Source organism: Paraburkholderia phenoliruptrix (assembly GCF_019511605.1).
Classification (GTDB): domain Bacteria; phylum Pseudomonadota; class Gammaproteobacteria; order Burkholderiales; family Burkholderiaceae; genus Paraburkholderia; species Paraburkholderia phenoliruptrix_A.
On the sequence record NZ_JAEUAV010000002.1, the window covers coordinates 171,219 to 193,075 of the forward strand.

The 21,857-nt window shown below is 63.9% G+C and carries 26 protein-coding genes and 1 pseudogene; 18 read left to right on the forward strand and 9 right to left on the reverse strand.

Going from position 1 to position 21,857, the window contains the following annotated elements; all coding sequences use genetic code 11:
- Positions 1–9 precede the first annotated feature (9 nt).
- On the reverse strand, positions 10–723 hold the full coding sequence (locus JNB89_RS04390; RefSeq protein WP_220361414.1) for an SGNH/GDSL hydrolase family protein: 714 nt from the start codon (positions 721–723) through the stop codon (positions 10–12).
- A complete protein-coding gene (locus JNB89_RS04395; RefSeq protein WP_346656190.1) occupies positions 723–962 on the reverse strand; it encodes an XRE family transcriptional regulator in 240 nt (79 codons plus the stop codon). The genes JNB89_RS04390 and JNB89_RS04395 overlap by 1 nt, the downstream gene beginning before the upstream one ends.
- 236 nt (positions 963–1,198) lie before the next feature.
- Between JNB89_RS04395 and JNB89_RS04400 the strand changes: the two genes are divergently transcribed.
- From JNB89_RS04400 to JNB89_RS04435, 8 genes are all read left to right on the forward strand, one after another.
- Complete coding sequence (locus tag JNB89_RS04400; RefSeq protein WP_220361416.1) at positions 1,199–1,618, forward strand: hypothetical protein; 420 nt, start codon at positions 1,199–1,201, stop codon at positions 1,616–1,618.
- Positions 1,602–2,180, forward strand: coding sequence for a hypothetical protein (locus JNB89_RS04405; protein WP_220361417.1), 579 nt, complete (start codon positions 1,602–1,604; stop codon positions 2,178–2,180). The genes JNB89_RS04400 and JNB89_RS04405 overlap by 17 nt, the downstream gene beginning before the upstream one ends.
- A gap of 44 nt (positions 2,181–2,224) precedes the next feature.
- Complete coding sequence (locus tag JNB89_RS04410; RefSeq protein ID WP_220361418.1) at positions 2,225–2,794, forward strand: glycoside hydrolase family 19 protein; 570 nt, start codon at positions 2,225–2,227, stop codon at positions 2,792–2,794.
- Between the two features lie 51 nt (positions 2,795–2,845).
- Positions 2,846–3,130 carry a hypothetical protein gene (locus JNB89_RS04415; protein WP_220361419.1) on the forward strand — a complete coding sequence of 95 codons (285 nt, stop codon included), beginning with the start codon at positions 2,846–2,848 and terminating at the stop codon, positions 3,128–3,130.
- Entirely contained in the window at positions 3,127–3,459 is a 333-nt protein-coding gene (locus tag JNB89_RS04420) for a hypothetical protein (protein WP_220361420.1), read from the forward strand. The genes JNB89_RS04415 and JNB89_RS04420 overlap by 4 nt, the downstream gene beginning before the upstream one ends.
- 11 nt (positions 3,460–3,470) lie before the next feature.
- Positions 3,471–3,986 (forward strand): hypothetical protein, encoded by a 516-nt coding sequence (locus tag JNB89_RS04425; RefSeq protein WP_220361421.1) that lies wholly within the window; start codon positions 3,471–3,473, stop codon positions 3,984–3,986.
- On the forward strand, positions 3,979–4,800 hold the full coding sequence (locus tag JNB89_RS04430; RefSeq protein WP_220361644.1) for a patatin-like phospholipase family protein: 822 nt from the start codon (positions 3,979–3,981) through the stop codon (positions 4,798–4,800). Before JNB89_RS04425 ends, JNB89_RS04430 begins: the two co-directional genes overlap by 8 nt.
- A 596-nt stretch (positions 4,801–5,396) precedes the next feature.
- A complete protein-coding gene (locus JNB89_RS04435; protein WP_220361422.1) occupies positions 5,397–5,765 on the forward strand; it encodes a response regulator in 369 nt (122 codons plus the stop codon).
- Positions 5,766–5,768: 3 nt separating this feature from the next.
- Here the strand turns inward: JNB89_RS04435 and JNB89_RS04440 are convergent, their stop codons facing one another.
- The gene (locus JNB89_RS04440) at positions 5,769–6,185 is read right to left on the reverse strand and encodes a hypothetical protein (RefSeq protein ID WP_220361423.1); all 417 of its coding nucleotides are present in this window, start codon (positions 6,183–6,185) and stop codon (positions 5,769–5,771) included.
- A gap of 495 nt (positions 6,186–6,680) precedes the next feature.
- On the opposite strand from JNB89_RS04440, the pseudogene JNB89_RS04445 reads away from it, so the two are divergent.
- Positions 6,681–7,007: pseudogene (locus JNB89_RS04445) on the forward strand (winged helix-turn-helix domain-containing protein); the annotation flags it as partial.
- Positions 7,008–7,031: 24 nt separating this feature from the next.
- Here the strand turns inward: JNB89_RS04445 and JNB89_RS04450 are convergent.
- Positions 7,032–7,937 carry a dihydrodipicolinate synthase family protein gene (locus tag JNB89_RS04450; protein WP_220361424.1) on the reverse strand — a complete coding sequence of 302 codons (906 nt, stop codon included), beginning with the start codon at positions 7,935–7,937 and terminating at the stop codon, positions 7,032–7,034.
- 420 nt (positions 7,938–8,357) lie between these two features.
- On the opposite strand from JNB89_RS04450, the gene JNB89_RS04455 reads away from it, so the two are divergent.
- The 6 genes from JNB89_RS04455 (at position 8,358) to JNB89_RS04480 (ending at position 13,427) form a co-directional block, all read left to right on the forward strand.
- Positions 8,358–9,314, forward strand: coding sequence for a 4-hydroxyproline epimerase (locus JNB89_RS04455; RefSeq protein ID WP_220361425.1), 957 nt, complete (start codon positions 8,358–8,360; stop codon positions 9,312–9,314).
- Positions 9,311–10,438 (forward strand): NAD(P)/FAD-dependent oxidoreductase, encoded by a 1,128-nt coding sequence (locus tag JNB89_RS04460; RefSeq protein WP_220361645.1) that lies wholly within the window; start codon positions 9,311–9,313, stop codon positions 10,436–10,438. The genes JNB89_RS04455 and JNB89_RS04460 overlap by 4 nt, the downstream gene beginning before the upstream one ends.
- Positions 10,431–10,706, forward strand: coding sequence for a (2Fe-2S)-binding protein (locus JNB89_RS04465; RefSeq protein ID WP_220361426.1), 276 nt, complete (start codon positions 10,431–10,433; stop codon positions 10,704–10,706). The genes JNB89_RS04460 and JNB89_RS04465 overlap by 8 nt, the downstream gene beginning before the upstream one ends.
- 160 nt (positions 10,707–10,866) lie before the next feature.
- The gene (locus JNB89_RS04470; RefSeq protein ID WP_220361427.1) at positions 10,867–12,147 is read left to right on the forward strand and encodes an FAD-dependent oxidoreductase; all 1,281 of its coding nucleotides are present in this window, start codon (positions 10,867–10,869) and stop codon (positions 12,145–12,147) included.
- A 172-nt stretch (positions 12,148–12,319) separates the two neighbouring features.
- A complete protein-coding gene (locus JNB89_RS04475; RefSeq protein ID WP_013342747.1) occupies positions 12,320–13,087 on the forward strand; it encodes an AraC family transcriptional regulator in 768 nt (255 codons plus the stop codon).
- Between the two features lie 10 nt (positions 13,088–13,097).
- Complete coding sequence (locus JNB89_RS04480) at positions 13,098–13,427, forward strand: hypothetical protein (RefSeq protein ID WP_013342748.1); 330 nt, start codon at positions 13,098–13,100, stop codon at positions 13,425–13,427.
- A 7-nt stretch (positions 13,428–13,434) separates the two neighbouring features.
- On the opposite strand, the gene JNB89_RS04485 is transcribed toward JNB89_RS04480, so the two are convergent.
- The 3 genes from JNB89_RS04485 to JNB89_RS04495 all read right to left on the reverse strand — a co-directional run bounded on the left by JNB89_RS04485 (position 13,435) and on the right by JNB89_RS04495 (position 16,345).
- Positions 13,435–13,695: a hypothetical protein gene (locus JNB89_RS04485; protein WP_027214417.1), complete on the reverse strand. Its 261-nt coding sequence runs from the start codon at positions 13,693–13,695 to the stop codon at positions 13,435–13,437.
- A 153-nt stretch (positions 13,696–13,848) separates the two neighbouring features.
- Positions 13,849–14,181: a hypothetical protein gene (locus JNB89_RS04490; protein WP_013342750.1), complete on the reverse strand. Its 333-nt coding sequence runs from the start codon at positions 14,179–14,181 to the stop codon at positions 13,849–13,851.
- 280 nt (positions 14,182–14,461) lie between these two features.
- On the reverse strand, positions 14,462–16,345 hold the full coding sequence (locus JNB89_RS04495) for a bifunctional sugar phosphate isomerase/epimerase/4-hydroxyphenylpyruvate dioxygenase family protein (protein ID WP_220361428.1): 1,884 nt from the start codon (positions 16,343–16,345) through the stop codon (positions 14,462–14,464).
- Between the two features lie 417 nt (positions 16,346–16,762).
- On the opposite strand from JNB89_RS04495, the gene aroQ reads away from it, so the two are divergent.
- From aroQ to JNB89_RS04510, 3 genes are read left to right on the forward strand one after another with little or no spacing between them, the layout of a single operon-like run.
- Positions 16,763–17,218, forward strand: coding sequence for a type II 3-dehydroquinate dehydratase (aroQ, locus tag JNB89_RS04500; RefSeq protein WP_220361429.1), 456 nt, complete (start codon positions 16,763–16,765; stop codon positions 17,216–17,218).
- Positions 17,215–18,105 (forward strand): shikimate dehydrogenase, encoded by an 891-nt coding sequence (locus tag JNB89_RS04505; protein ID WP_013342753.1) that lies wholly within the window; start codon positions 17,215–17,217, stop codon positions 18,103–18,105. The genes aroQ and JNB89_RS04505 overlap by 4 nt, the downstream gene beginning before the upstream one ends.
- 58 nt (positions 18,106–18,163) lie before the next feature.
- Entirely contained in the window at positions 18,164–19,540 is a 1,377-nt protein-coding gene (locus JNB89_RS04510; protein WP_220361430.1) for an MFS transporter, read from the forward strand.
- 107 nt (positions 19,541–19,647) lie between these two features.
- Here JNB89_RS04510 and JNB89_RS04515 read toward each other — a convergent pair whose 3' ends face one another.
- Both JNB89_RS04515 and JNB89_RS04520 read right to left on the reverse strand, forming a co-directional pair.
- On the reverse strand, positions 19,648–20,373 hold the full coding sequence (locus tag JNB89_RS04515) for a TetR family transcriptional regulator (RefSeq protein WP_135891325.1): 726 nt from the start codon (positions 20,371–20,373) through the stop codon (positions 19,648–19,650).
- Positions 20,374–20,534: 161 nt separating this feature from the next.
- Complete coding sequence (locus tag JNB89_RS04520; protein WP_220361431.1) at positions 20,535–21,824, reverse strand: NAD(P)/FAD-dependent oxidoreductase; 1,290 nt, start codon at positions 21,822–21,824, stop codon at positions 20,535–20,537.
- Between the last annotated feature and the right edge of the window lie 33 nt (positions 21,825–21,857).

Genomic DNA, 21,857 nt, shown 5'->3' on the forward strand with positions numbered 1-21,857 from the left:
GAGACAGCCTTATTGCAACGATTGCACGATCGGAGCTAACTGCTCAGCTTCCCGTTTGGCTTTTATCAGATAAAGCGCATCGGTAGGATGAGTGCAATCGGGCTGAAGCATCGATTGCCAATCGGGCAGCGAGAGAATGTAGTCGTATTGCGTAATAAGCGGGACGCCTTGCTGGTGTGCCACCGAGACCATTGCGTCTCGATATTGACCGAGCGAAGCATGCTTCGCGGCACACGATGGATTCGGCTCTTCGAGTACCGGCAGTTTTCCCGCGGATTTGACGTTTTGTACCCATTGAATCAGGGCCGCCGTGTAGTCTGCCAAGCTCAACTGGACAGAGTCGTTCGTCGCGTAATCACTCAAAATGATTTGCGCCGGTATCGAACCGACACGATTGGGAAATGGAGCCGGATATCCTTGGCCATATAGGGAGTTCGCGACGGTCGTGCCATTGACTGCGTTGTTAAGCGTCGTGACGGTCGGTCCGAACTTCTCCTGAAGAATCGTTTGGACCACTTTCGGCGGGCTATTCGTACTTTGCACCGGGACACCATTATTCATCCCGGTATAACCCCAGATCAGCGAGTCGCCCTCCATGTCAATTGCGACTGGAGCCACTTTCTTTACCTGGGCAGCTGGCGTGGGTCCGTCGGATCCACCACCTCCGCATCCAGTACATGCAATGACGAACACGCCGAGCAACGAGCAGACGGCTCCTTTCATCACTGCGCCTCGCCAGTTTGCGTGGGAGGAGTGAACTCCGCTCCGGCCCGGCGCATCCTTGCGTAGATACGCTCGAGCACTTCCTCGTCCAATTCGAGATGCGCCATGAGGGTGAACAGCATCTGCGCGCTCATTGGACGCGCGTCGCGCGGGTTCGTGTACTTGCGCCACTGCTGATCGCCGGCGAGCCAGCAAAGGTCCGCCATCTGCTTTCCGGTGCAGCCGAGCTCCTTCTTCAAGTCCGCAAGCTTTTGCGCGGGAGGGTGCTTGTAATGAATGGGCATAACCTGGCGCGCGAGGGGCGCGAAATGTGAGATTCATGATCGTCCTTTCGGGATAAGCGGGACTCGCGCATGCGTTTCCCTATGGGCGTGAAACTAGCCCTGAAAGGGCTGATTGTCAAGCAGATAGTTGCAGGCCGCCTACGGGCGGTTTTTTTTACACCCGCAGCACCGGCGCACAGGAGATCGAGCCGATGTCGGATTTCTGGAACGAGGGTGTGAAGTCGATCGTGACCGCCCTCGGCGGCATGGGCACCTTCTGGGTCGGTGGCCGAATGTGGCGGCAGATAGATCGACGTCGCCAGGCGGAAAGCGAGGGCGGAGCGGAGATTGTCAAGGCCGATGCGGCCGGTCAGGTCGAATCAATTGCCCGCTTCGAACGCCTGGCTACATTGGCCGAAGAGCGGGCGGCGCGGGCCGAGACGCGCGAGCTGCTTGCGGTGCAGCGCGCGGACCGCGCCGAAGAACTCATGCGTAACGCCGAGCGGCGCGCGGAGGAGTCAGAACGCCGAGCCCGCCACGCGGAAGCTGAGGTTCAGGAACTTAAGCGCCGAATCGAAAACCTCGAGCTGGCGCTTGGCAACCGGAGAGCAGCTGATGGCGCAGATTCGTGACTGGCGGTGGTGGGTCTTTGTCGCCTGCCTGATGGGTGGCTTCAGCGGCATGCTGGCCGCCGGCTATTTCCTCGGCCAGTGGGGAATGTCAGTCGAGCGCGCTGATTGGGCAGCAGAGCGCGCCTCATACCTCCGTAGCGTGCCAGTCGCTCGAGCGGAAGAGCGGGCCGCATGCATGCGCGAGTACACCGCCCAGATCGACGGCCTGAAGGCAACTGCGGCGGCGCGTGATGCGCTCGACAGGCAGACTGCCGCCGACGTCGCCGATATGAAGTCGCTGATGAAGACGACGAACGATCTTGCGGCCTACACGTTGCGCTTCCTTGGCGATCGGGCACGCGTGAACGATGCACAGAGCGCTGCAATGCTCAAGCAGGCGCGCGAGGCGGCCGCCGCCGCTACGGCTGCGCAGAAGACCACAGTGCAGGTCGAGCAGAAGGTGAACGTTGCGGCCGTGAAGGCTGACGAGGCGGCCAGCACCGCGAAGGCCGTCGACAAGAAGCTTGATACTGCGACGCACCCGCCACTTCCTGCAAAGCCTTGGGCCGGTAGCTACCGCTAAGGCATCCACTTCACCAGCGCGCGTTCTGCGCGCCGGGAGATTCAATGTCACCTGAAACGCTCGCTGCGGCGCTGCAGATTCCGCTCGCCCGTGCTTCCCTGTGGGCCGATCCTTTGTTGGCCGCCATGGCCCTCTACGCGATCGACTCTCCCGTGCGGCAAGCCGCCTTTCTGGCTCAGTGCGGCCATGAGAGCGGCCGCTTTATCTGGTTGCGAGAGTTGTGGGGCCCGACGGCCGAGCAGAAGCTTTACGAGCCGCCCTCGAGCAAGGCCCGCGAGCTCGGCAACACGCAGCCCGGCGACGGCTTTCGTTATCGGGGAGGCGGACTGATACAGAACACGGGGCGTTACAACTTCCGTGTGATCGGCCAAAAAATAGGCGTCGATCTCGAGGCCGACCCGGACCGCATCACGCAGCCGACCGTGGCCGCGCTCGCGGCGGCGCAGTTCTGGGTGGATCACAACCTGAACGCGTATGCCGACGCCGGATCGTTTCTCACGTTGAGCCGCGTCATCAACCTGGGCAATGCCAGCAGCAGCGCGATGCCCAATGGCATGGACGACCGCGTGCTGCTTTGGACGAGCTGCAGGAGCGCGCTGGGCATCACAGGTTGACACGTCTTTCACTTCGCCGCGATTCCGCGGCATCACCCCCTGGAGAGCAACTTGAATTCGAACCAACTGAAATTCGCCGCAGGCGTCCTGCTGTTCGGCGCATGGCTCGCGCTCGTGATCATGGGCAAGGCGCCGGCTGATCATCTCGTCGATGCGATCGCGCTCACTATCGCCGGCCTCGGGATCCATGGCGCCACGATCTCGACGCCCAGCGTTCCTATGGCCGGGTTGGTGGAGGGCGTCGCGCTCGCGCCAGCGGCGGCTCCGACTCCGGCGCCGACGCCAGTGGCGGCAAACGCACAGGTCGCGGCGGCCGCACAGCCGACCATACAGTGATCCGCCGCGCGGTCGCGCTGCTCGCCTGCGGCGCCATGTCCGGATGCGCATCGCTCTGGTATGCCGGCATGGCGCGGTACGAAATCGAGCCGATCACCGACGCCGCCGGCGCGGCGACGAGCTGCTGCGTGCTGAAGGTGTGGAACGGCAAGCAGATGGCGACCGTCGACGCGACGTTCGCGCGCACGGCAGCCGGCGATTACAGCATCTCGCTCCGGGAGACCGACGTTCAGGCCTTTCAGGGGCAAGCAACCGCCGCAGCTGCGGCATCAGACGTCGCAGCGGCCGCCGCCAGTGCGGCCGTTACGGCAATCAAAACCTTCAAGTAAGAGATCATTCCATGAAACGCAAATACATGCTGCTTGCGGCAGGCCTTCTGTCGGCCGTCGCGCTCGTCGGTTGCCAATCGATTCCAACCCAAACACCGGCTCAGATTGCGGCCAATATCTGCCCGGGCGTGCAGTCGGAGATCGACGTGCTAACGAAGTCAGGCGTCTTCACCGGCGGCGCGCAAGCAACGCTGACCAATCAGGTGCAGCCTGACGTCGACGCGGTCTGCGCGGCCGGCGCGACGGTGACGACGGTCAGCATTCAGAAGCTCGTTCAGGCGACGTTTCCTGTCGTTCTGACGGTGATTTCGAACTCGAATCTGACTGACCAGCAGAAGCTGCAGGCGACGGTCGCTGTCGGTGCGATCGTCACCGGCATCAATACCGCGCTTTCCCTGCGGCCGGTGACGGCGAACACAGCGCTGGGGCCGGATTCAATGAGCGCGGTACTCATCACGCCGGCGCCGCCGACGCCATCGTTCTCAGAGCCGCGCCGTCGCTTGCAGGAGATTGCGAGCGATGAGTAGGCAAATCCGCGTCGCGTTGAGCGGATCGGGCTTTCGCCTGGGAGCGCACCTCGGTGCGCTGCAGGCGATCGTCGATGCCGGGTATGAGGTCGTGGAGCTCGCCGGCACGTCTGGCGGCTCGATCGTCGCGGCCATGTTCGCCGGCGGCATGAAGCTTGCCGACATGCACGAGCTGTGCATGAGTCTCGATTGGTCACCCATGATGCGTTTTTCGCCATGGGCAGTCGTGCGCCATCAGGCGCTGTGCACTGGCAGGGCGCTCGAGGCGTTTCTCGAGCAGGGGACCGGCGGCCGCACTTTCGCCGATTCGCTGATCGACCTGAAGATCATCGCGGCCGACCTCCTGACCGAGCGCGAGTTTCTGTTCAGCCGCGCGACGACGCCGACGGTGCCGATCGCGGTCGCGGCGCGGGCGAGCGCGTCCATACCGATCGTGTTCCCGCCGGTTGCTTGTTCGGGGGCGCTGCTGGTCGACGGCGGCACGTGCGATAACGTGCCGGCGAGCGATCTGACGGTCGACGACGTGCCTCGGGTGGGAATTTGCCTGGTGTCGGACGACACGGCGCTGCGCCCGGGCAAGTATGGCTTGCGCACGCTCGCGCCGAGGATCATCGACCTGATGCTGGCGGCGAACGAGGCCGCCCACGTCGAGCTGGACACGAAGAACGGGGCAACCATCGTCAGGGTGCCGACCGGCTATGCCAGCTCGTTCGACCGGAACATGGCGCCGGCGGTGCGTCGTCGACTGTACGACGACGGATACGCGGCCGCCGAGGCAGCGATTGCGCGGCTCCAAATTTCCCAAGCGGCATAACCCGCACTTGAAGTAAGCTGTCCGCGCGGCGCGAACAGCCGGCGGTGCTCTGCCATTCCGGCGGCCGCCGGCGCTGCAAGCGAAGAACGACCCCGGTTCAATCTCCGCGCCAATTTCCGCATCCTTTCCGATCGAAGACCGGGTGTTCGCACACTCAGCGATCCTGGTCAAAGATCCAGACGGCTAAGTTCGTCAGGATCGCCCCCCATCGCTCGATACACATCGCGCACAAATTCCGCTCCGATCGCATCCCACTCTGGCGAGCCAAAGGCGACGTCCTCCGGATTCCGTTTTCCCTGTGCGCGACGCAACGCACGTACTGTCGACGTGACTGCCACTACTTCACTGAATAAAGGGTCAGTAGGCCCCATGCGGCGGCTTCTGTCCATGGCTATTTCCGACGAGTGACCGATACACTTTAGGTGATGCTACCCGGGAAGGGAACGTATGCAGCCTGCTAATAGCGTGTTTCCCGTGATGAAGCGGGGGGCGACGACGGGGACCCTTTCACTTTGCCTTGTTGAACAGTAGCGGACATAATGCGTGTTGGCCCACATCTCACCGCCGCGGCATGTCAGCGGCTCGAGGGGGACGCTGTGAAAGTGCTGGTTGTGGACGACTATGCAGAGGTGGCAGATTCGCTTGCCGAACTTCTTCGGGCGTACGGTCACGAAGTAGAGACCGCTTATTCAGGATGCGCTGCTGTCGCTGAGGGGGAGAGCTGGGTGCCTGACCTGATATTGATGGACGTTCGATTGGGAGGGGAGGATGGCTGCAAGGTATGTAAAACGATGCGATCGAAGCCGGCACTATCAAGCTGCCGTATCGTCGCAATGTCCGGTTGGGAAGACGACGAGTCTGGCGAGTGGGACCGCGTGTTCGACGGAGTCCTGAAGAAACCGATCAGGCTCGAAGTGTTGGAAAACGTCCTGAGCGGCGAAAACGTACCTCGCGCCAGTCATTAGCACTTACTTGGCGGCCAGTTCCCGCTCGCAGGCGGCATAGATGCTGCGAACAATCGGGGAATCGTAGTCGAGCCGCCAACCGTCCGCAAACAGTTCTGCGAGCTTGGCTTCGTCCGCGAGATGCGGCGGCGCGCCGAAGTCCATTGCCACCATTTCAGACTGCATTTTGAGCTGTATGCGCTCGAGCCAGTCAGCACGTGATCCGGTGGCGTTCAGCCACATATTTAGCGATTCAATGAAGTGGTCGGTACGTAACCATTCGCCCGTACGCGCGCGCGCAATCAGTTGCGCTACGACGAGGTAGCAGAGCAGTTCGCATTGATGGTGTGACTTGAAGACCATCCGAGTATCGTCGTTGAATGGCAAAACGCGGCGTTTCAATGTTCGAACAAACGGCCGACCGCTGGAGCGCTGAGTCACAGCGGGCCTGAGTATGCCTAGCATGCTCTATGCCCATTGCGTCGCCTTCGGCTCGTCATCCGCTCCGGTAGCACGCACCCAGTGAACGCAGCCTTGTTTCGGTTGCGCATTGATCTGCTCACGATCGCCATACATGCATGAAACGATAGATCCGCCCGCGCGGAACTCCGCAAAGTGCTCGCACCCAACGCAGGGGCGCGGATTTCCGTATGGGTTGAAGTGAGGCATAGCGCGTTACCTGTATGGATATACAGTATACCGCGTGGAAAAGTGGGATGACGACGTTAGTAGTCGCTCTGTAGCCTATTCGGGCACATCTTCACCGCACTTCGAAGCAACGTAGGCGCGCGTGGCGGCGCATCGAGCCCCTCCGACCTGTTCAAAACCCTGCGTAAGTGCTTGATTTGTTTACGACGCGTATGGACGTTTTGGCAAGTTAAAAACACCCATGAAATCGCGGCTAAGTCGATGAAAGGAAAAGAAAAATCATCGCTCCTTGGGATGTACCGCTTCGACACGCATCGCCAGATCGTCATGCTGCGCGGGCAGCCGGTCGCATTGTCGGGCACTCAGTACCGGCTGGCTTCGCTGTTCTTCTCCAACATCGGCCGCGTGATGTCGCGCGATCACATCTTCGCGATGGTGTGGGGCCGCGAATTCCGCGAGTTCACCCGCACCATCGACAGCCATGTGTCGCGGCTGCGGCTCTTGCTCGAAATCGAGCCGCAAAACGAGTTTCGTCTGCAGCCGGTGTACAAGAGCGGCTACCGGCTGCTGCATTTGCGTCACGATTCCCTGCACGCGCAGCAGCAGGCGGCCTGAAGCGCCGGCCAACCCGGCGCAGCTTCAAGCCCGGGGCAATTGCGGCCGCGTTTCGAGCGACCTGCGGATCAACGCCTCCACCGCCGCGCGCTCCTCGCCCACGAGCGGCAGGCGCGGCGGGCGCACCGGCTCCGTGCCGAGTCCCACCATCGCTTCGGCGAGCTTGATGTTCTGAACCAGCTTGGGCGAGACGTCGAGCGCGAGCAACGGCGCAAACCAGCGATAAATCGCCCGCGCTTCTTCCAGCCGTCCCGCTTTCAGCAATTTGTAGATCGCCACGGTTTCATGCGGAAATGCGCAGACGAGGCCGGCCACCCAGCCATGCGCGCCCATCAGGATGGCTTCCATCGCGAGATTGTCGACGCCGCACAGAATCGCGAAGCGATCGCCGACCGCGTTGATCAGATCGGTCACGCGCCGCACGTCGCCGCACGATTCCTTGATCGCCACGATCTTCGGCTCGTCCGCGATCTCGGCGAACATCTCGGGCGTCATGTCGACGCCGTACGCCAACGGATTGTTGTAGATCATCAGCGGCAACGCGCTCGCGTCGGCGACGCTGCGAAAATGCTGGAGCGTTTCGCGCCGGTCCGACAGGTAGCGCAAGCCCGGCAGCACCATATAGCCGGCAGCGCCGTGGCGACTGCCGGCTTCGGCCTGGCGGCACGCGTCGAGCGTACTGTTTTCCGCGATCGTCAGCAGCACCGGCACCCGGCCGCGCGACGCCTCCACGGCGACGTCGAGCACTTGCAGCTTTTCGTCGAGCGAGAGTGTCGAGGCTTCGCCGAGCGATCCGCATACGATGATGCCGTCCACGCCCGCGTCGATCTGCGCTTCGATATTCTTGCCGGTCCATGCACGGTCTATGCTGAAATCCGCGTTGAACTTGGTGGTGACCGCCGGCAATACGCCTTCCCAGATATGCGCCACGACTGCTCTCCTGAATGTGATGAGTCCAAGCGCAGTGTATGCAGCGAAAACGCCGCCGTCTTGCGCGAATCGCGCGCGGCGGGTGACGATTTCGGCACAATCGCTGTTGCGTGGATGGTGCTACCGTCGGCCGCGGCTGTTGGTGCCGAGCTTCGGGAAACCCGCTCGGAACCCGCTGCGAACCTGCTGCAAGCCCGCGACGTAGGGCACTGTCTTTCTGCTGTCACACGCTGGATTGCAGCTTCGCTGCCCGGCTCGCACGAGCAACATCTTCAACGCTCTGACGCGAGTTGCCTTCAGCGCCGAAAAGAGCATTGCTTTTACTTAGGCAACACGCCGCGCGGCAACCGGCCGTCTATGCCGAAATCGTCACAAACCACGCGCAGGCGCAACAAGACTCGCCCGCGTGCAGTTCCTACCATGAGCGTCATGAAAACGCTCAATATCATCGACTCCCACACCGGCGGTGAGCCGACCCGCCTCGTCGTGTCGGGCGGCCCGGACCTCGGCGGCGGCACGCTCGCGCAACGGCTGGAGGTTTTCCGCACCCAGTTCGACGAGTGGCGCGCCGGCATCGTCACCGAACCGCGCGGCTCGGACGTGGTGGTCGGCGCGCTGCTCTGCGAGCCCGACGATCCGTCCTGCGCGGCCGGCGTGATCTTTTTCAACAACGTCGGCTATCTCGCCATGTGCGGGCACGGCACGATCGGCCTCGTGGTGTCGCTCGCGCACATGGGGCGGATCGCCCCGGGGCGTCATCGGATCGAGACGCCCGTCGGTGTGGTGGAAGCGACGCTGAACGAAGATGGCAGCGTGGCCGTGCGCAACGTGCCCGCGTACCGTTACCGCAAGGATGTCGAAGTGGACGTGCCCGGTCATGGCGTGCTGACGGGCGATATCGGCTGGGGCGGCAACTGGTTCTTTCTCGTCGCGGAACATGGCCATGCGCTCGAGGCCGCGCGCATTCCCGAGCTGACGACCTTTAGCGCCGCGATCCGCGACGCGCTCATCGAGCAGCGCATTACCGGCGCGGATGGCGCGCTGATCGACCATATCGAACTCTTCGCGCCTGGCTCGCGCGAGGGCGTGGACAGCCGCAGTTTCGTCCTCTGTCCGGGCAACGCGTACGACCGCTCGCCGTGCGGCACGGGCACCAGCGCGAAGGTGGCATGCCTCGCCGCGGACGGCAAGCTCGCCGAAGGCGCGCTGTGGCGGCAGGAGAGCATTATCGGCAGCGTTTTCGAGGCAAGCTACCGGCAGGCGGGCGACGGCGTCCGCGTGATTCCGACCATTACCGGGCATGCGCATATCACGGCGGAAGGGCGCCTGTGCTTCGACGAGCGCGATCCGTTCGCATGGGGCATCCGCACCGCATGACCGCCGATGCGTTGATTGTCGGCGCGGGCATTGTGGGTGCGGCATGCGCGGCCGAACTCGCCGGGCTCGGCATGCGTGTCGAGGTGCTCGATGCGCAAGGTATCGGCGGCGGCGCGACGGCGGCCGGCATGGGCCATATTGTCGTGATGAACGACTCGCCGGCAGAACTGGCGCTCTCGCATTATTCGCGCGAACTCTGGTTGCAACTCGCGCCGCAGTTACGCGCGCGCGATGCGTTCGCGCGCTGCGGCACGCTGTGGCTCGCCGCGGACGAAGAAGAATGGCAAGCCGCCTGCGCCATGCATGCCGCCTACCAGGCGCACGGCGTCGCGGTGCAACTACTCGATGCGCCCGCGCTACGCGAAGCGGAGCCGGCGGTGGCCGCTTCGCTCGTCGGCGGCTTGCGCATCGAGCATGACAGTATCGTCTACGCGCCCACCGCGGCCGAGTGGCTGCTGACGCGCTCGCCGGCCGCCGCCAATATCAGCGTGCGATCCGGCGCGGCAGTCGTTCGTGTCGATGCGAGCAGCGCGACGCTCGCCAACGGCGAACGGCGCAGCGCGGCGCATGTGATCGTCGCGAACGGCATGGGCGCTCGGGAACTGATTGCGGCGTTGCCGCTGCAACCGAAGAAGGGCCACTTGCTTATCACCGACCGCTATCCCGAACTGATACATCATCAACTGCTCGAGCTTGGGTACATCAAGAGCGCGCACCATGCGAGCGGCACTTCCGTCGCGTTCAATGCGCAGCCGCGCCCCACGGGGCAAGTGCTGGTGGGCTCGTCGCGTCAATTCGATACCACCGACCCGGCCGTCGAGATGCCCGTGCTCGCGCGCATGCTGCAGCGCGCGGCGCACTATCTGCCGATGTTGCCGCAACTGCACGGCATACGCGCGTGGACCGGCTTTCGCGCGGCTTCGCCGGATGGCTTGCCGCTGATCGGCGCGGCCGGCGAATGTGCGCCCGGCGTGTGGCTCGCCGTCGGTCATGAAGGTTTGGGCGTGACGACTTCGCTCGCGACGGCAAAGCTGCTTGCCGCGCAAATCGTCGGCAGTGCAGCGGCCATTGCTGTCGAGCCTTATCTGCCGGGCCGGTTCATGCACGAGGTGACGCATGAGTGAGAGCGGCGCGGCGCGCGTCCGTCTGAGCGTGGACGGCGTGGCGATCGAGGTGGACGCAGGAACGACGGTGGCTGCGGCTCTGAATCTGGCCGGCGCCTGCAGCGGCACACGCGTGTCCGTGCGCGGCGAGCCGCGTGCCGCGTTCTGCGGCATGGGCATTTGTCAGGAATGCCGCGTCACGATAGACGGCCGCGCGCATGTGCTGGCGTGCCAGACGCTGTGCCGCAATGGCCAGACGGTACGCACGCAGAAGGCGGACGCGCGATGAGACGCGGATCGGGCAGTGCTTCGACGCGGGCTGGCCAACGGTGCTTCGCCTCGCTACCTGCAACGCACGCGAGTCTGATGCTTGATTGCTGCCGCTACCAACGCGCCCTCGGCGATTGCGCGCGACTACACCTCATGCACGAAGTCAAGGCGGACCCAACGTGAGCCAGCATTTCGACGTCATCGTAGTGGGCGCGGGCCCGGCGGGCCTCCACGCCGCGCTCGCGGCGGCGCGCGAAGGCGCGACGGTGGCCTTGCTCGACGACAACCCGCACGCCGGCGGCCAGATCTGGCGTCAAGGCCCCGGCGGCTCGCAGCCGGCGCCGCTGCACACGTTGCTGGCCGAGCTACACCGTTGCCGCAACGTCATTCACTTTGCCGCGGCCCGCGTCGTCGCGCCGCTTGCCGCGCATGAGCTTCTGATCGAATCCGCGGAACTGGGCGGCGTATGCATGAGCTACGGGCGCCTGATTCTCGCGACCGGCGCGCGCGAGCGCCTGCTGCCGTTCGCCGGCTGGACCTTGCCGGGCGTGACCGGCGCGGGCGGGCTTCAGGCGTTGATCAAGGGCGGCATGCCAGTGCGCGGCGAGCGCGTCGTGATTGCCGGCAGCGGTCCGTTGCTGATCGCCGCATTGGCAACCGCGCGCGCGGCCGGCGCGCGGGTGCTGGCGGTAGTCGAGCAAGCCTCGGCTGCGCGAGTCGCGCGTTTCGGAGTGTCGTTGCTGAGCGAACCGTCCAGGTTGCGGCAGGCCCTCGGCATGACGCGCGGCTTTGTTGGCGTGCCCTACTGGAGCGGCAGTATGGTCGAGGCGGCGCGCGGCGACGGCCGGGTTCAGCAGGTCACGATACGGCGCGGCGAGCGCCGCGTGACGCTCGATTGCGAGCGCGTCGCGTGCGGCTTCGGGCTTGTGCCGAACATCGCGCTTGCGCAAGCGCTCGGCTGTGCGATTGACGAAGCGGGCGGCATTGTCGTCGATGACGCGCAGCGCACCTCCGTCGACGGCATCTTCGCGGCCGGAGAGTGCACCGGCGTGGGCGGCGCGGAACTGGCAGCGGTCGAAGGCGAATTGGCGGGCCTGGCGGCACGCGGCGCAACGCTGAATTGCAGCGCGCTGCACGCCCGACGAGCGCGCTGGCGCCGCTTCGCGGCACGCGTCGAGACGGCCTTCGCTTTGCAGCCCGCCGCCCGCACGCCGCCCGCCGACGACACGCTGTTATGCCGCTGCGAGGACGTGAGCGTCGGTGAAGTACGTGGCTTCGACAACTGGCGCGATGCCAAGCTGCATACGCGCTGCGGCATGGGCGCCTGCCAGGGGAAGGTGTGCGCAATCGCTGCGAACGTGTACTTCGGCTGGGCGGGCGCGGCGCCGCGTCCGCCGTTCAGTCCCGCGCGAATCGGCACGCTGATGGCGGCAGGCGAGTCGGCGCCGGGGGAGGGTTGACGCGTGTTGACCAACGCTCGCGTGCGCTCGCGTTCGCATATTGGCGGCGAATGCGCAGCTTTATAATCGACGGCGCACGCAGCGCGAATCACTTCGCAACACAGCGAGGCGCCGCCGCACGCAGCGCCTGGCGCAGGCTCACATGGACGGCTCGGAACCACGGACCCGCACGATGAACACGCTGGCTCGGCAGTTTTCACCTGAGGAAACAACGTTGTCCGGCATGCTGTCGCATTTCAGGCAGCTCGAGCCGGTATTCGACGCGCTGCCCGACGTCGTGTTCTTCGTGAAGGATGCCGACGCGCGCTACGCGCTGGTGAACCGCACGCTAGCTTCGCGCTGCGGCTTCAAGGAGAAGGCGGCGCTTCTCGGCAAGACGGCCGAGGACGTGTTCCCGCGCCGCTTTGGGCGCATTTATACGGCGCAGGACGAAGGCGTGATTCACGTCGGCAATCAGATGATCGACCAGCTGGAGCTGCACCTGTATCCGGGACGGCAGCCGGGCTGGTGCCTGACGAGCAAGCAGCCGCTGCGCGACGCGGCGGGCAAGGTAATAGGTCTTGCCGGCATCTCCCGCGATCTGAGAGCGGACGAAAGCAGCCATCCCGCTTACAGCAGGCTCGCCGCGGTGGTGCAGTTCATCCAGGAAAACTACGTGCAGCCGTTGAACCTGAAGCAACTGGCCGTGATGGCGGACATGTCCGTTGCGCAACTGGAGCGCTATTTTCACAAGGTGTTTCATCTGACGCCGCGCCAGGTGCTGCTGAAAACGCGGCTCGATGCCGCCACCGCGCTGCTGCTTTCGCACGACAAAGTCACCGACGTCGCCGCGCTGTGCGGCTACACCGATCACAGCGCCTTCACGCGGCAATTCAAGGCGACGGTCGGCGTCACGCCGACCGAATACCGGATGCTGCTGCACGGCACGTCGACCAATTGATATCCGGCTAATGGCTCGCCGCAAGCATCACTATTACGTGTACGTCGTCGCGCTCGACGACCAGGTGTGGAACGAGGCGCGCTTTCGCCGCGCGAATCCGGATTACCGGTTCGACAAACCTTGTGTGTATGTGGGCATGACCGGGCTCGATCCCGATCTGCGCTTCGACCGGCATAAGGCCGGCATTCAGGCGAATCGCTACGTGCGCGACTACGGCTTGCGTCTCGTGCCGGAGTTGTATGAGGTGTTCAATCCCATGCCGTATCGCGGCGCGCAGGACATGGAAGTGGAGTTGGCGATTGGACTACGCGAAGCGGGTTACGGCGTCTGGCAGGCTTGAGCGTGCGTTATTTGACGCCCAGTCCGCGCAACACTGCGTTGCCTTCCGGCGTGAGGCGGATGCGCGAGCCGCCAGCTTCGTTCGAAATGGTCTCGATCAAACCGGCTTCGTGCAGTTGCGGAATCTCGGGTTTGGCGGATGCGTCGATCGGCGCGTGCAGAAGCAGCAGCAGCGTCGCCAGTTCGTGATGGCTCAGCAGGCGGCGCAGGATGGTTGGGCGACGCGCCGGCGCAGCGGTCTCGTTGGTGTTCTGTTCGGGCTGGTTCATGTGCGTACCTCGTGCGGTATTGTCCGAGGCATGATGGGGACGAAGTCTTAAACGATTCTTAAGCGGCATTGTCCTGTAACACCGTGACATGAAGATGGCAGCGGCGCGGCTTACCAACCCTTGACGGACAGCTTCCGGCGGCGTCTGGCCGGCTTACGGCGCGCAGGTTTTCGCGGCCGTTTCGATCCACAGATTGTTGACATGGCGCTTGCCCGCGTAGAAGCGGTAAGTGGTCGCACCATTGTCGCTGCGCACCTTGATGACGTTCGAATCGCCGAAGTCGAGCATCTGGCCCTGCGGGATCGACGTGGATTTGAACGCGGCGTTGTGGTTGGAGGCCAGTTGCGTGAGGCAGGCGACGACGTCGTTGACTGAGCGCTGCGTCGTGGTGTCCGTGACCGGCTCGCCGGCGTCCGGGTTCTTCTGAAAGTATGCGCAAGCGCTGAGAAAGAGGGGAACTGACAGGACTACGGCAAACTTCTTCATATCTCTCCTGGCGTTTGATTCGGCGGGCGGTGGATGCGGTTGAGCCCGAGGGACCGCGAGCGCGTCATGGCGCGACTGCCCTCGCCGCTGCGGTGGCGATAGAGCGGGCGACATCGCCGCGCGGCGCGCACCGCGGATCACGCGTCATTATATCGGGCGAGGGCGCGCCTCCAGCCGGTGGCGCATGGCGCGTGCCTGATCGGCCCGGGCGGGCCGCCGATTCGCGCTGTTGATTGCTGTCGCTTGTCTCGGGCCCTTATCTCCCCCTTACCTCCGCCCCTTACCTCCGCCGCTGCGCCTGCGCCGCGAGCCGCACCGCCGCGTTGCCCGCGCCATAGCCGTCATAGCCGCCGCGCCGCTCGACGATCTCCATGAAAAAGCGCTGATCCAGCTGCTCTGTATACGCGTGGAAAAATTCGCCGCCGCGCTCATCGCGGTCATACAGGATGTTGTGCTCCCTGAGCGCTTCGAGCATGTCGTCCGGCAACGCGTAACGCGCAGCAAGATCATCGTAGTAATTGCGCGGGATGCGCAGCACCGGCAGGCCGTCGGCAGCAAATTGAGCAACTGCGCCGAAAATGTCGCCAGTGCTGAACGCCACATGGTTCAGACCGGAGCCGTGATAGGTGTGCAGCGCCTCGGCGACCGCCGTGTGGTGGTCCACGGATGCATTCAGCACCACGCGCACCGAACCGTCGCGACTGCGCAACGCGCGGCTGCGCACGAGGCCATACGGATCGGGCACGAGCACGCCGGGCTCCGCCTGAAAACCGAACGCGGTGCGCAAAAACAGCACCCACGTATCCAGCGAATTGGCCGGCACCGCAAGGCATACGTGATCGATGCGGCTGAGCGGCCCGACTTCCGCGGGACCGTTGACGTCCGTCAGCACGAAATCCGCCTCGAACAGCGTGGGCTGGTCGGGCGTTTCGTCGACGAAATAGTTGAGGCTGCCGTCCGGCGCCTGCACGGCGGGCACCACGCGTTCGTTAGGGCCGACCTGACCGGAGAACGGCGCATAGCCGAAGCCGGCGGCGCGCTGGAATGCCTGCCGCGCGTCGTCCACGCGAAACGCCGACGCGCACAGCGACAAACCGTGTTGCTGGAAGAACGCATTGGCGAACGAGTCGGGCTCGGCGTTCAGCACGATCGAAGCGGCGCCGTGCTGATACAGCGTCACATCTTTCGAGCGATGCTGGCCTGCCTGGCGAAAGCGCAGCTTGCCGAGCCAGTCGGCCAGATGCGCGCGCGTGGTGTGATCCACCGCAAATTCGAGGAACTGATAGCCGACGTGCGCGGGGGCTGCCGGCGACTCGTAAAGCTCGCCTACCGTTTCGCGCCTGCTTTCCAGCAACGCGCGCGTCTGCTCTTCGAGAAACAGCAGGGAGCGATGCCCGTCGGCGGCGGTGATCGTGGTTGGCGCCGCGCGAAAACCGTCGTTGAAAATTTCCAGCGAAAGCGGGCCCTTGTAGCCCGCTTTGACGACCTGAGCCGTGAAGTTCGCCACGTCGAAATCGCCCTGGCCCGGAAAGCAGCGGTAATGGCGGCTCCATTCCAGCACATCCATTGCAAGCCTGGGCGCGTCGGCGATCTGAACGAACGCAATGCGCTCGCCCGGAATGTCGGCGATACCTTCGACGCCGTCGTTAAGCGACAGCGTGTGAAAACTGTCGAGCACGAGTCCGAGGTGAGGGTGATTCACCGCGTTCACCAGCTTCCACGCATGCCGGTAAGTCTTGACATGCCTGCCCCATGCAAGCGCCTCGTACCCGGCGATCACGCCGGCCGCCTCGGCCGCCTGCGCGAGCGCGCCGAGCTGGTCGGTCATCAGCGCGTCGTCGCAAATGGTGTCCGGCGACACGTTGCTGCACACCAGAATGCGATCTGTACCCAGTTCGTGCATCACGTCGAATTTGCGTTTCGCCCGGTCGAGATTGCGTGCGAGGCGCTCGGCGCTCACGCCGTCAAAGTCGCGAAACGGCTGGAACAGCATGATTTTCAGGCCGAGGTCTTCGGCAATGCGCCGCACGTCGGCGGGCGAACCGTCGAAATACAGCAGATCGTTCTCGAAGATCTCGACGCCCTCGAAACCGGCCGCCTGGATCGCGGTCAGCTTCTCGACGAGGGTGCCGCTGATCGACACGGTGGCAATGGAACGTTGCATGAACAGCTCCTGCAAAAACAGTCGGACGGCCGCGGGGCAGTGCGCACGGCCGCGATGCGCCGGCCCTCCCGCAGCCATGTTGCAATGCGCAAAATGGCCTAGTTCGTTACCTCAGCAGCAAAGCGTGGGCCACCATCACACACAATAAGCGCATTTTTCCGACAGCATATACAAACTAACTAGATGGTACAAATTCGGATAAACCCCGAATGACGCACGCGGCTCATGAGCGCACACTGCGCCTATGTTGAGAGGCGTTGCGGGTCGGTGGCCGTGCGCTTCGTGTTTCACATGTTCCACTTTTGCAGCTACGGTGCAGGGGAGAGGAGTAAATGCTGTGCTTGAGAACGCAGTGGTGCGCTCAGGCGCGAACTCCACATCCACCGCTCGCGCTGCCTTCGGTCTCAGGAAACCATCATGAGCTTCGCGTCAGTACTGGTCCTCAACGGACCGAACCTCAACCTGCTCGGCACACGCGAGCCGGCCATCTACGGCTCCGAGACGCTGGACGACGTCGCCCGGCTGTGCCGCGACGCAGGCGAGCGCCTCGATCTGTCGGTCGATTTCTGTCAGTCGAATGCCGAGCACCAGTTGATCGACTGGCTGCATGCGGCGCGCACGAAGGTCGACGGCATCGTGATCAATCCCGCCGCTTACACTCATACGTCGGTCGCGATTGCCGACGCGCTCACAGCAATCGAGAAGCCCGTCATCGAAGTGCATATTTCAAACGTGCATCGGCGCGAGGCCTTCCGGCATCACTCGTATGTGTCCGCGGTGGCGGACGCGATCATTGTTGGTTGCGGTACTCAAGGCTATGTGCTCGCGCTCGAGCGAATGGCCACCATACTCAGGAATAGGGCGGCAAAATGAACACAAACGCGAACCCGCAAGCCACCGCGGACTCGTATCTGGTCGGTTTGATCGGCGCAGGCATCGGCGGCTCGCTGAGCCCCGCAATGCACGAAGAAGAAGGCAGCCGGCTCGGCCTGCATTACGTGTACCGCCGCATCGATCTGGAGGCGCTGAAACTCGACGTCGCAGCGCTGCCCGACCTGCTGCTTGCCGCGGAGCGCATGGGCTTCAACGGTCTGAACATCACGTATCCGTGCAAGCAGGCGGTCATTCCTCTACTCGACGAATTGTCCGACGACGCGCGCGCTCTCGGTGCCGTCAACACCGTGCTTTTCAAGGACGGCAAGCGCATCGGCCACAACACGGACTGGTCCGGCTTCGCCCGCGCTTTTCAACGCGGCTTGCCCGACGTGTCGCTCGAACGCGTGGTGCAACTGGGCGCGGGCGGCGCAGGCGCGGCGGTCGCGCATGCGGCCCTCACTATGGGTGCGCAAACGCTGACCCTGTTCGACGTCGACGCAAGCCGTGCCGCATCGCTTGCAGCGGAGTTGCAAAAGCGCTTTGCGGACCGCACCGTGACAGCCGGCGAATCGTCCGACGCAGCGCTTGGCGAAACCCTGGCCGCCGCCAACGGGCTGATTCACGCGACGCCCACGGGCATGGCCAAACTGCCTGGACTGCCGCTGCCCGCCGAACTGCTGCATCGCGACCTGTGGGTCGCGGACATCGTCTATTTCCCGATTCGCACCGCGTTGTTGCAGGCGGCCGAAGCACTCGGCTGCCGCACGCTGACGGGCGGCGGGATGGCGGTGTATCAGGCAGTCGACGCGATGCGCATTTTCACGGGACGGGAACCCGATGCCGAGCGCGTCTACGCCCATTTTCAGTCGTTGCTGGAACGCTAACCGGTTGCGCACGCCGGTAAATGACGGATACCTAATCAGTTAGAGGAGACAAGAACCCATGCCGCAACCCAGCCACTCCAGCCCGGCCGACCCGACGCGTCAGGTCGGCGCGCCTGCCACCGCGAACACCAGTACGGCGCGCCGTTCGAACGCGCGTTATCAGATACTTGGTCTGCTCGCCGTCGGCACCATGATCAACTATCTGGACCGTACGGTGCTCGGCATTGCCGCACCGCAATTGACCAAAGAACTCGGCATTAACGCCGCGATGATGGGCCTGCTGTTCTCGGTATTCTCGTGGAGCTACGTTGCTTCGCAAATTCCCGGCGGCCTTTTTCTCGACCGTTTCGGCAGCAAGCTGACGTATTTCCTGTCGATGACGTTCTGGTCGCTTTGCACGCTCGCGCAAGGGCTGGTGCACGGCATTGCGGGACTTTTCGTGTTCCGTCTTGGTCTGGGTGTTTCAGAGGCTCCGTGCTTTCCGACCAATAGCCGCGTCGTGGCCACGTGGTTCCCGCAAAGCGAACGCGCGATGGCGACAGGCACCTACACTGTCGGCGAATACATTGGGCTCGCGTTTTTCAGCCCGTTTCTCTTCATGCTGATGGGCGCCTTCGGCTGGCGCTCGCTGTTCTACGTGGTGGGCGGCGTGGGCATCGTGTTCGGCGGCATCTGGTGGCTGATGTATCGCGAACCGCGCGATCATCCGTCGGCGAATCAGGCTGAACTCGACTATATCGAAGCAGGCGGCGGTCTCACGCAGCGGCACCGCGCCGCCGCAAGCACCGAGGCGGCGCCCGCGAAGAGCGGTTTCGAGTGGCGCACCATTGGCCGCCTGCTCAAGCATCGTCAACTGACGGGCATCTGCCTCGGCCAGTTCGCCGGCAACTCGACGCTCGTGTTCTTTCTCACGTGGTTCCCGACCTACCTCGCCACCGAGCGTCACATGGGCTGGCTGAAGATCGGCTTCTTCGCGATCATGCCGTTCATCGCGGCGTCGGTAGGTGTGATGTTCGGCGGCCTCTTTTCCGACTGGCTGCTGCGTCGCGGCAAGTCGGCAAACGTCGCGCGCAAGCTGCCGATCATCGCTGGTTTGCTGCTCGCCTCGACAATCATTCTCGCCAATTACGTAGAGAGCAATGTCGCGGTGATCGCGATTCTCTCCGTGGCGTTTTTTGCGCAGGGCATGGCTGCGCTCGGCTGGACGCTGGTGTCGGACATTGCGCCTGAAGGTCTGCTCGGCGTGACCGGCGGCATCTTCAACTTCGCGGCAAACCTGGCAGGTATTGTCACGCCGCTCGTAGTCGGTTTCATTGTCGCCGCCACGGGATCGTTTGTCGGTGCGCTGGTGTTTATCGGCGTCGTGGCGCTGATTGGCGCGCTGTCGTACATCTTCGTTGTCGGCGACATCAAGCGGATCGTGCTGGTGGACTAAGCGCTGTTAAGAGCTACGCGCAAGCCGGAGCAGAAGTGCAATAACAAACGGGACGGGGCGCAGGCCACGTCCCGTTTTGCATTGCGATCCAACGGCAGTGACTTGGCTCAGTCTTCCTTGCGCACGAAACGCAAGACAGCATCCACGATCATCGCGCGATGACGCGCGCGCAATCGCGGATGCGACGGGTCGCGCCCAAACGCCGTGCCGAACGTATGACGATTGCCCACGCGATGAAAGCACAGTGAGCTGATTAGCAGATGCAGGTCGATCGCGTCGACGTCGCTGCGAAACTGGCCCGCTGCCACGCCGCGCGCAAGCAGATCTTCGATTGTGTGAATGACGGTGACGTTGCGGCCTTTGAAACTCTTCACCTGCTCGACATACTTTGCGCCGTTGATGTTCTCGATCGTCACGAGGCGCACGAAGTCGCGCTGGCGGTCGTGATAGTCGAACGTGAATTCGACGAGCGCGCGCATGCCTTCCACCGGGTCGAGTTCGCTCACATGCAGATCCTGCTCGAGCGCGCGAATGTCGCCATACACCTTCTCGAGCACCGCCTGATACAGGCCCTCCTTGCTGCCGAAGTAGTAGTACAGCATGCGCTTGGTGGTGTTGGTGCGCTCCGCGATGGCGTCGACGCGCGCACCGGTGAGTCCCATCGCGGAGAATTCCTGCGTGGCGACATCCAGAATGTTGCGCTTGGTCTGCTCGGGGTCGTACTTGCGGCGGGCGTCGGTACGTTTGGCCTCGCTGCGTCGCGCGTCCTTGGGCGGCGCGTCGGACGCAATGCCGTTGGTATCGGATTCGGCTGCCTTGCTTCCCTTTTTCATTGTGTATTCGAGCTGTTCGAGCGGCGATGACGGCGCATTCTAGCATGCGCGAAACAGGCTTCCGCGCGCGCTCTGGCGCGTTTCGGCGCGTTTCCGCGCATTAGGCACTGCGCTGATCTCTGTCACGATGCGGACAACCGCGGCATGTTCGCACGCCGATTTCAAACGGTATGGCGAGCCCGCCGACGACGTGCGGCCAACGCATCGCGCGTTTGCATCGCGGTGTAGGTCAACTGCGCGGCGGCGAGTCCGAGCGCGCCGTATGCAGGTGTGAGCCCGAATGCGGCGAACCCCTCGGGCACCGGGCGCTCGCCCGCAATGGCCGCGGCCAGCAATTCGCCCGCGACGGTGGTCGGCGCCATGCCATGCCCGCCGAAGCCGACGGCATGCCACACGCCGTCCACGCTGCGGCCTATTTGCGGCATCTTGTGGCGCGCGTAGCTCATCAGGCCGCCCCACGCGTAATCCACACGCACGTCATGCAGTTGCGGATATACCTTCAGCAGATCGCGCCGCAGTAAGCGCGCAATGATTTCCGGCGCGCGGTCGCGCACCGAGATGCGGCCGCCCCACAGAATGCGCGTGTCGGGCAACGGCCGGTAGTAATCGAACGCGAAGCGGGTGTCGTAGACGGCCGCACGCGTGCCGATCGCATCCTGCAGACGCGGGCCGAGCGGCTCGGTGGCCATCACGTAAGTGGCAATGGGCAGCACCGCACGCTCCACTTTCGCGTATACGTTGCGCGCGTAACCGCCGCCCGCCATCACGACATGCCGCGCGTCGACGGCACCGTGTGGCGTATGCACGATAAAGCCGGCGCCGTCGCGCTGCAAACGCACTACGGCCGACTGCTCGTGAATCTGCACGCCGGCACGGGCTGCTGCATGCGCGACGCCGAGCACGTATTTCAGCGGATGAAAGTGAAAGGCGTTGCGCTCGAAAAGGCCGCCGTGATAGCGGCGTGTCTTCAGTTGCGAGGCAAGCTGGTCGGCGCTCAGCGGTTCCCAGTCCACGCCGAACGAATCGCGCATCAGGCGCCGTTGCGCGTCGAGCCGCGCGGGTTCGTCGAACCAGTTGGCGAGAATCACGCCGGCGTCGGTCGCATCGCACTCCATGCGATAACGCGCGATGCGGGCGCGCATCAGATCGACGGCCTCGACGGTGAGCGCATAGAGTTCGCGCGCGCGAGCCGGACCCAGCGTGCGGAGCAGATCGGCGCAATCGAGGCTGTAGCCGCCGAACACGAAGCCGCCGTTGCGCCCGGACGCGCCGAAACCGACCTGCCGCGCTTCGAGCACGGCCACATTCGTGAGGCCGCGCTCGGCAAGCCCTAGTGCGGTGGAAAGTCCTGCCAGCCCGCCGCCCACGATGCAAACGTCAACGCTTTGCCGCCCGGCGAGCGGCGCGTATACGGACGAACGGGCGACAGTGGCTTCATAGAAGTTTTCCATGGCGGCTAGCGTAGCGGCAAACGCATGCCCGCG

Excerpts from the sequence above, each read along its gene's own strand:
- JNB89_RS04390 (WP_220361414.1), bottom strand. The coding sequence starts at position 723 with ATGAAAGGAGCCGTCTGCTCGTTGCTCGGCGTGTTCGTCATTGCATGT.
- JNB89_RS04400 (WP_220361416.1), top strand. The coding sequence starts at position 1,199 with ATGTCGGATTTCTGGAACGAGGGTGTGAAGTCGATCGTGACCGCCCTC.
- JNB89_RS04405 (WP_220361417.1), top strand. The coding sequence starts at position 1,602 with ATGGCGCAGATTCGTGACTGGCGGTGGTGGGTCTTTGTCGCCTGCCTG.
- JNB89_RS04410 (WP_220361418.1), top strand. The coding sequence starts at position 2,225 with ATGTCACCTGAAACGCTCGCTGCGGCGCTGCAGATTCCGCTCGCCCGT.
- JNB89_RS04425 (WP_220361421.1), top strand. The coding sequence starts at position 3,471 with ATGAAACGCAAATACATGCTGCTTGCGGCAGGCCTTCTGTCGGCCGTC.
- JNB89_RS04430 (WP_220361644.1), top strand. The coding sequence starts at position 3,979 with ATGAGTAGGCAAATCCGCGTCGCGTTGAGCGGATCGGGCTTTCGCCTG.
- JNB89_RS04455 (WP_220361425.1), top strand. The coding sequence starts at position 8,358 with ATGAGCGTCATGAAAACGCTCAATATCATCGACTCCCACACCGGCGGT.
- JNB89_RS04460 (WP_220361645.1), top strand. The coding sequence starts at position 9,311 with ATGACCGCCGATGCGTTGATTGTCGGCGCGGGCATTGTGGGTGCGGCA.
- JNB89_RS04465 (WP_220361426.1), top strand. The coding sequence starts at position 10,431 with ATGAGTGAGAGCGGCGCGGCGCGCGTCCGTCTGAGCGTGGACGGCGTG.
- JNB89_RS04475 (WP_013342747.1), top strand. The coding sequence starts at position 12,320 with ATGAACACGCTGGCTCGGCAGTTTTCACCTGAGGAAACAACGTTGTCC.
- JNB89_RS04480 (WP_013342748.1), top strand. The coding sequence starts at position 13,098 with ATGGCTCGCCGCAAGCATCACTATTACGTGTACGTCGTCGCGCTCGAC.
- JNB89_RS04485 (WP_027214417.1), bottom strand. The coding sequence starts at position 13,695 with ATGAACCAGCCCGAACAGAACACCAACGAGACCGCTGCGCCGGCGCGT.
- JNB89_RS04490 (WP_013342750.1), bottom strand. The coding sequence starts at position 14,181 with ATGAAGAAGTTTGCCGTAGTCCTGTCAGTTCCCCTCTTTCTCAGCGCT.
- JNB89_RS04495 (WP_220361428.1), bottom strand. The coding sequence starts at position 16,345 with ATGCAACGTTCCATTGCCACCGTGTCGATCAGCGGCACCCTCGTCGAG.
- aroQ (WP_220361429.1), top strand. The coding sequence starts at position 16,763 with ATGAGCTTCGCGTCAGTACTGGTCCTCAACGGACCGAACCTCAACCTG.
- JNB89_RS04505 (WP_013342753.1), top strand. The coding sequence starts at position 17,215 with ATGAACACAAACGCGAACCCGCAAGCCACCGCGGACTCGTATCTGGTC.
- JNB89_RS04510 (WP_220361430.1), top strand. The coding sequence starts at position 18,164 with ATGCCGCAACCCAGCCACTCCAGCCCGGCCGACCCGACGCGTCAGGTC.
- JNB89_RS04515 (WP_135891325.1), bottom strand. The coding sequence starts at position 20,373 with ATGAAAAAGGGAAGCAAGGCAGCCGAATCCGATACCAACGGCATTGCG.
- JNB89_RS04520 (WP_220361431.1), bottom strand. The coding sequence starts at position 21,824 with ATGGAAAACTTCTATGAAGCCACTGTCGCCCGTTCGTCCGTATACGCG.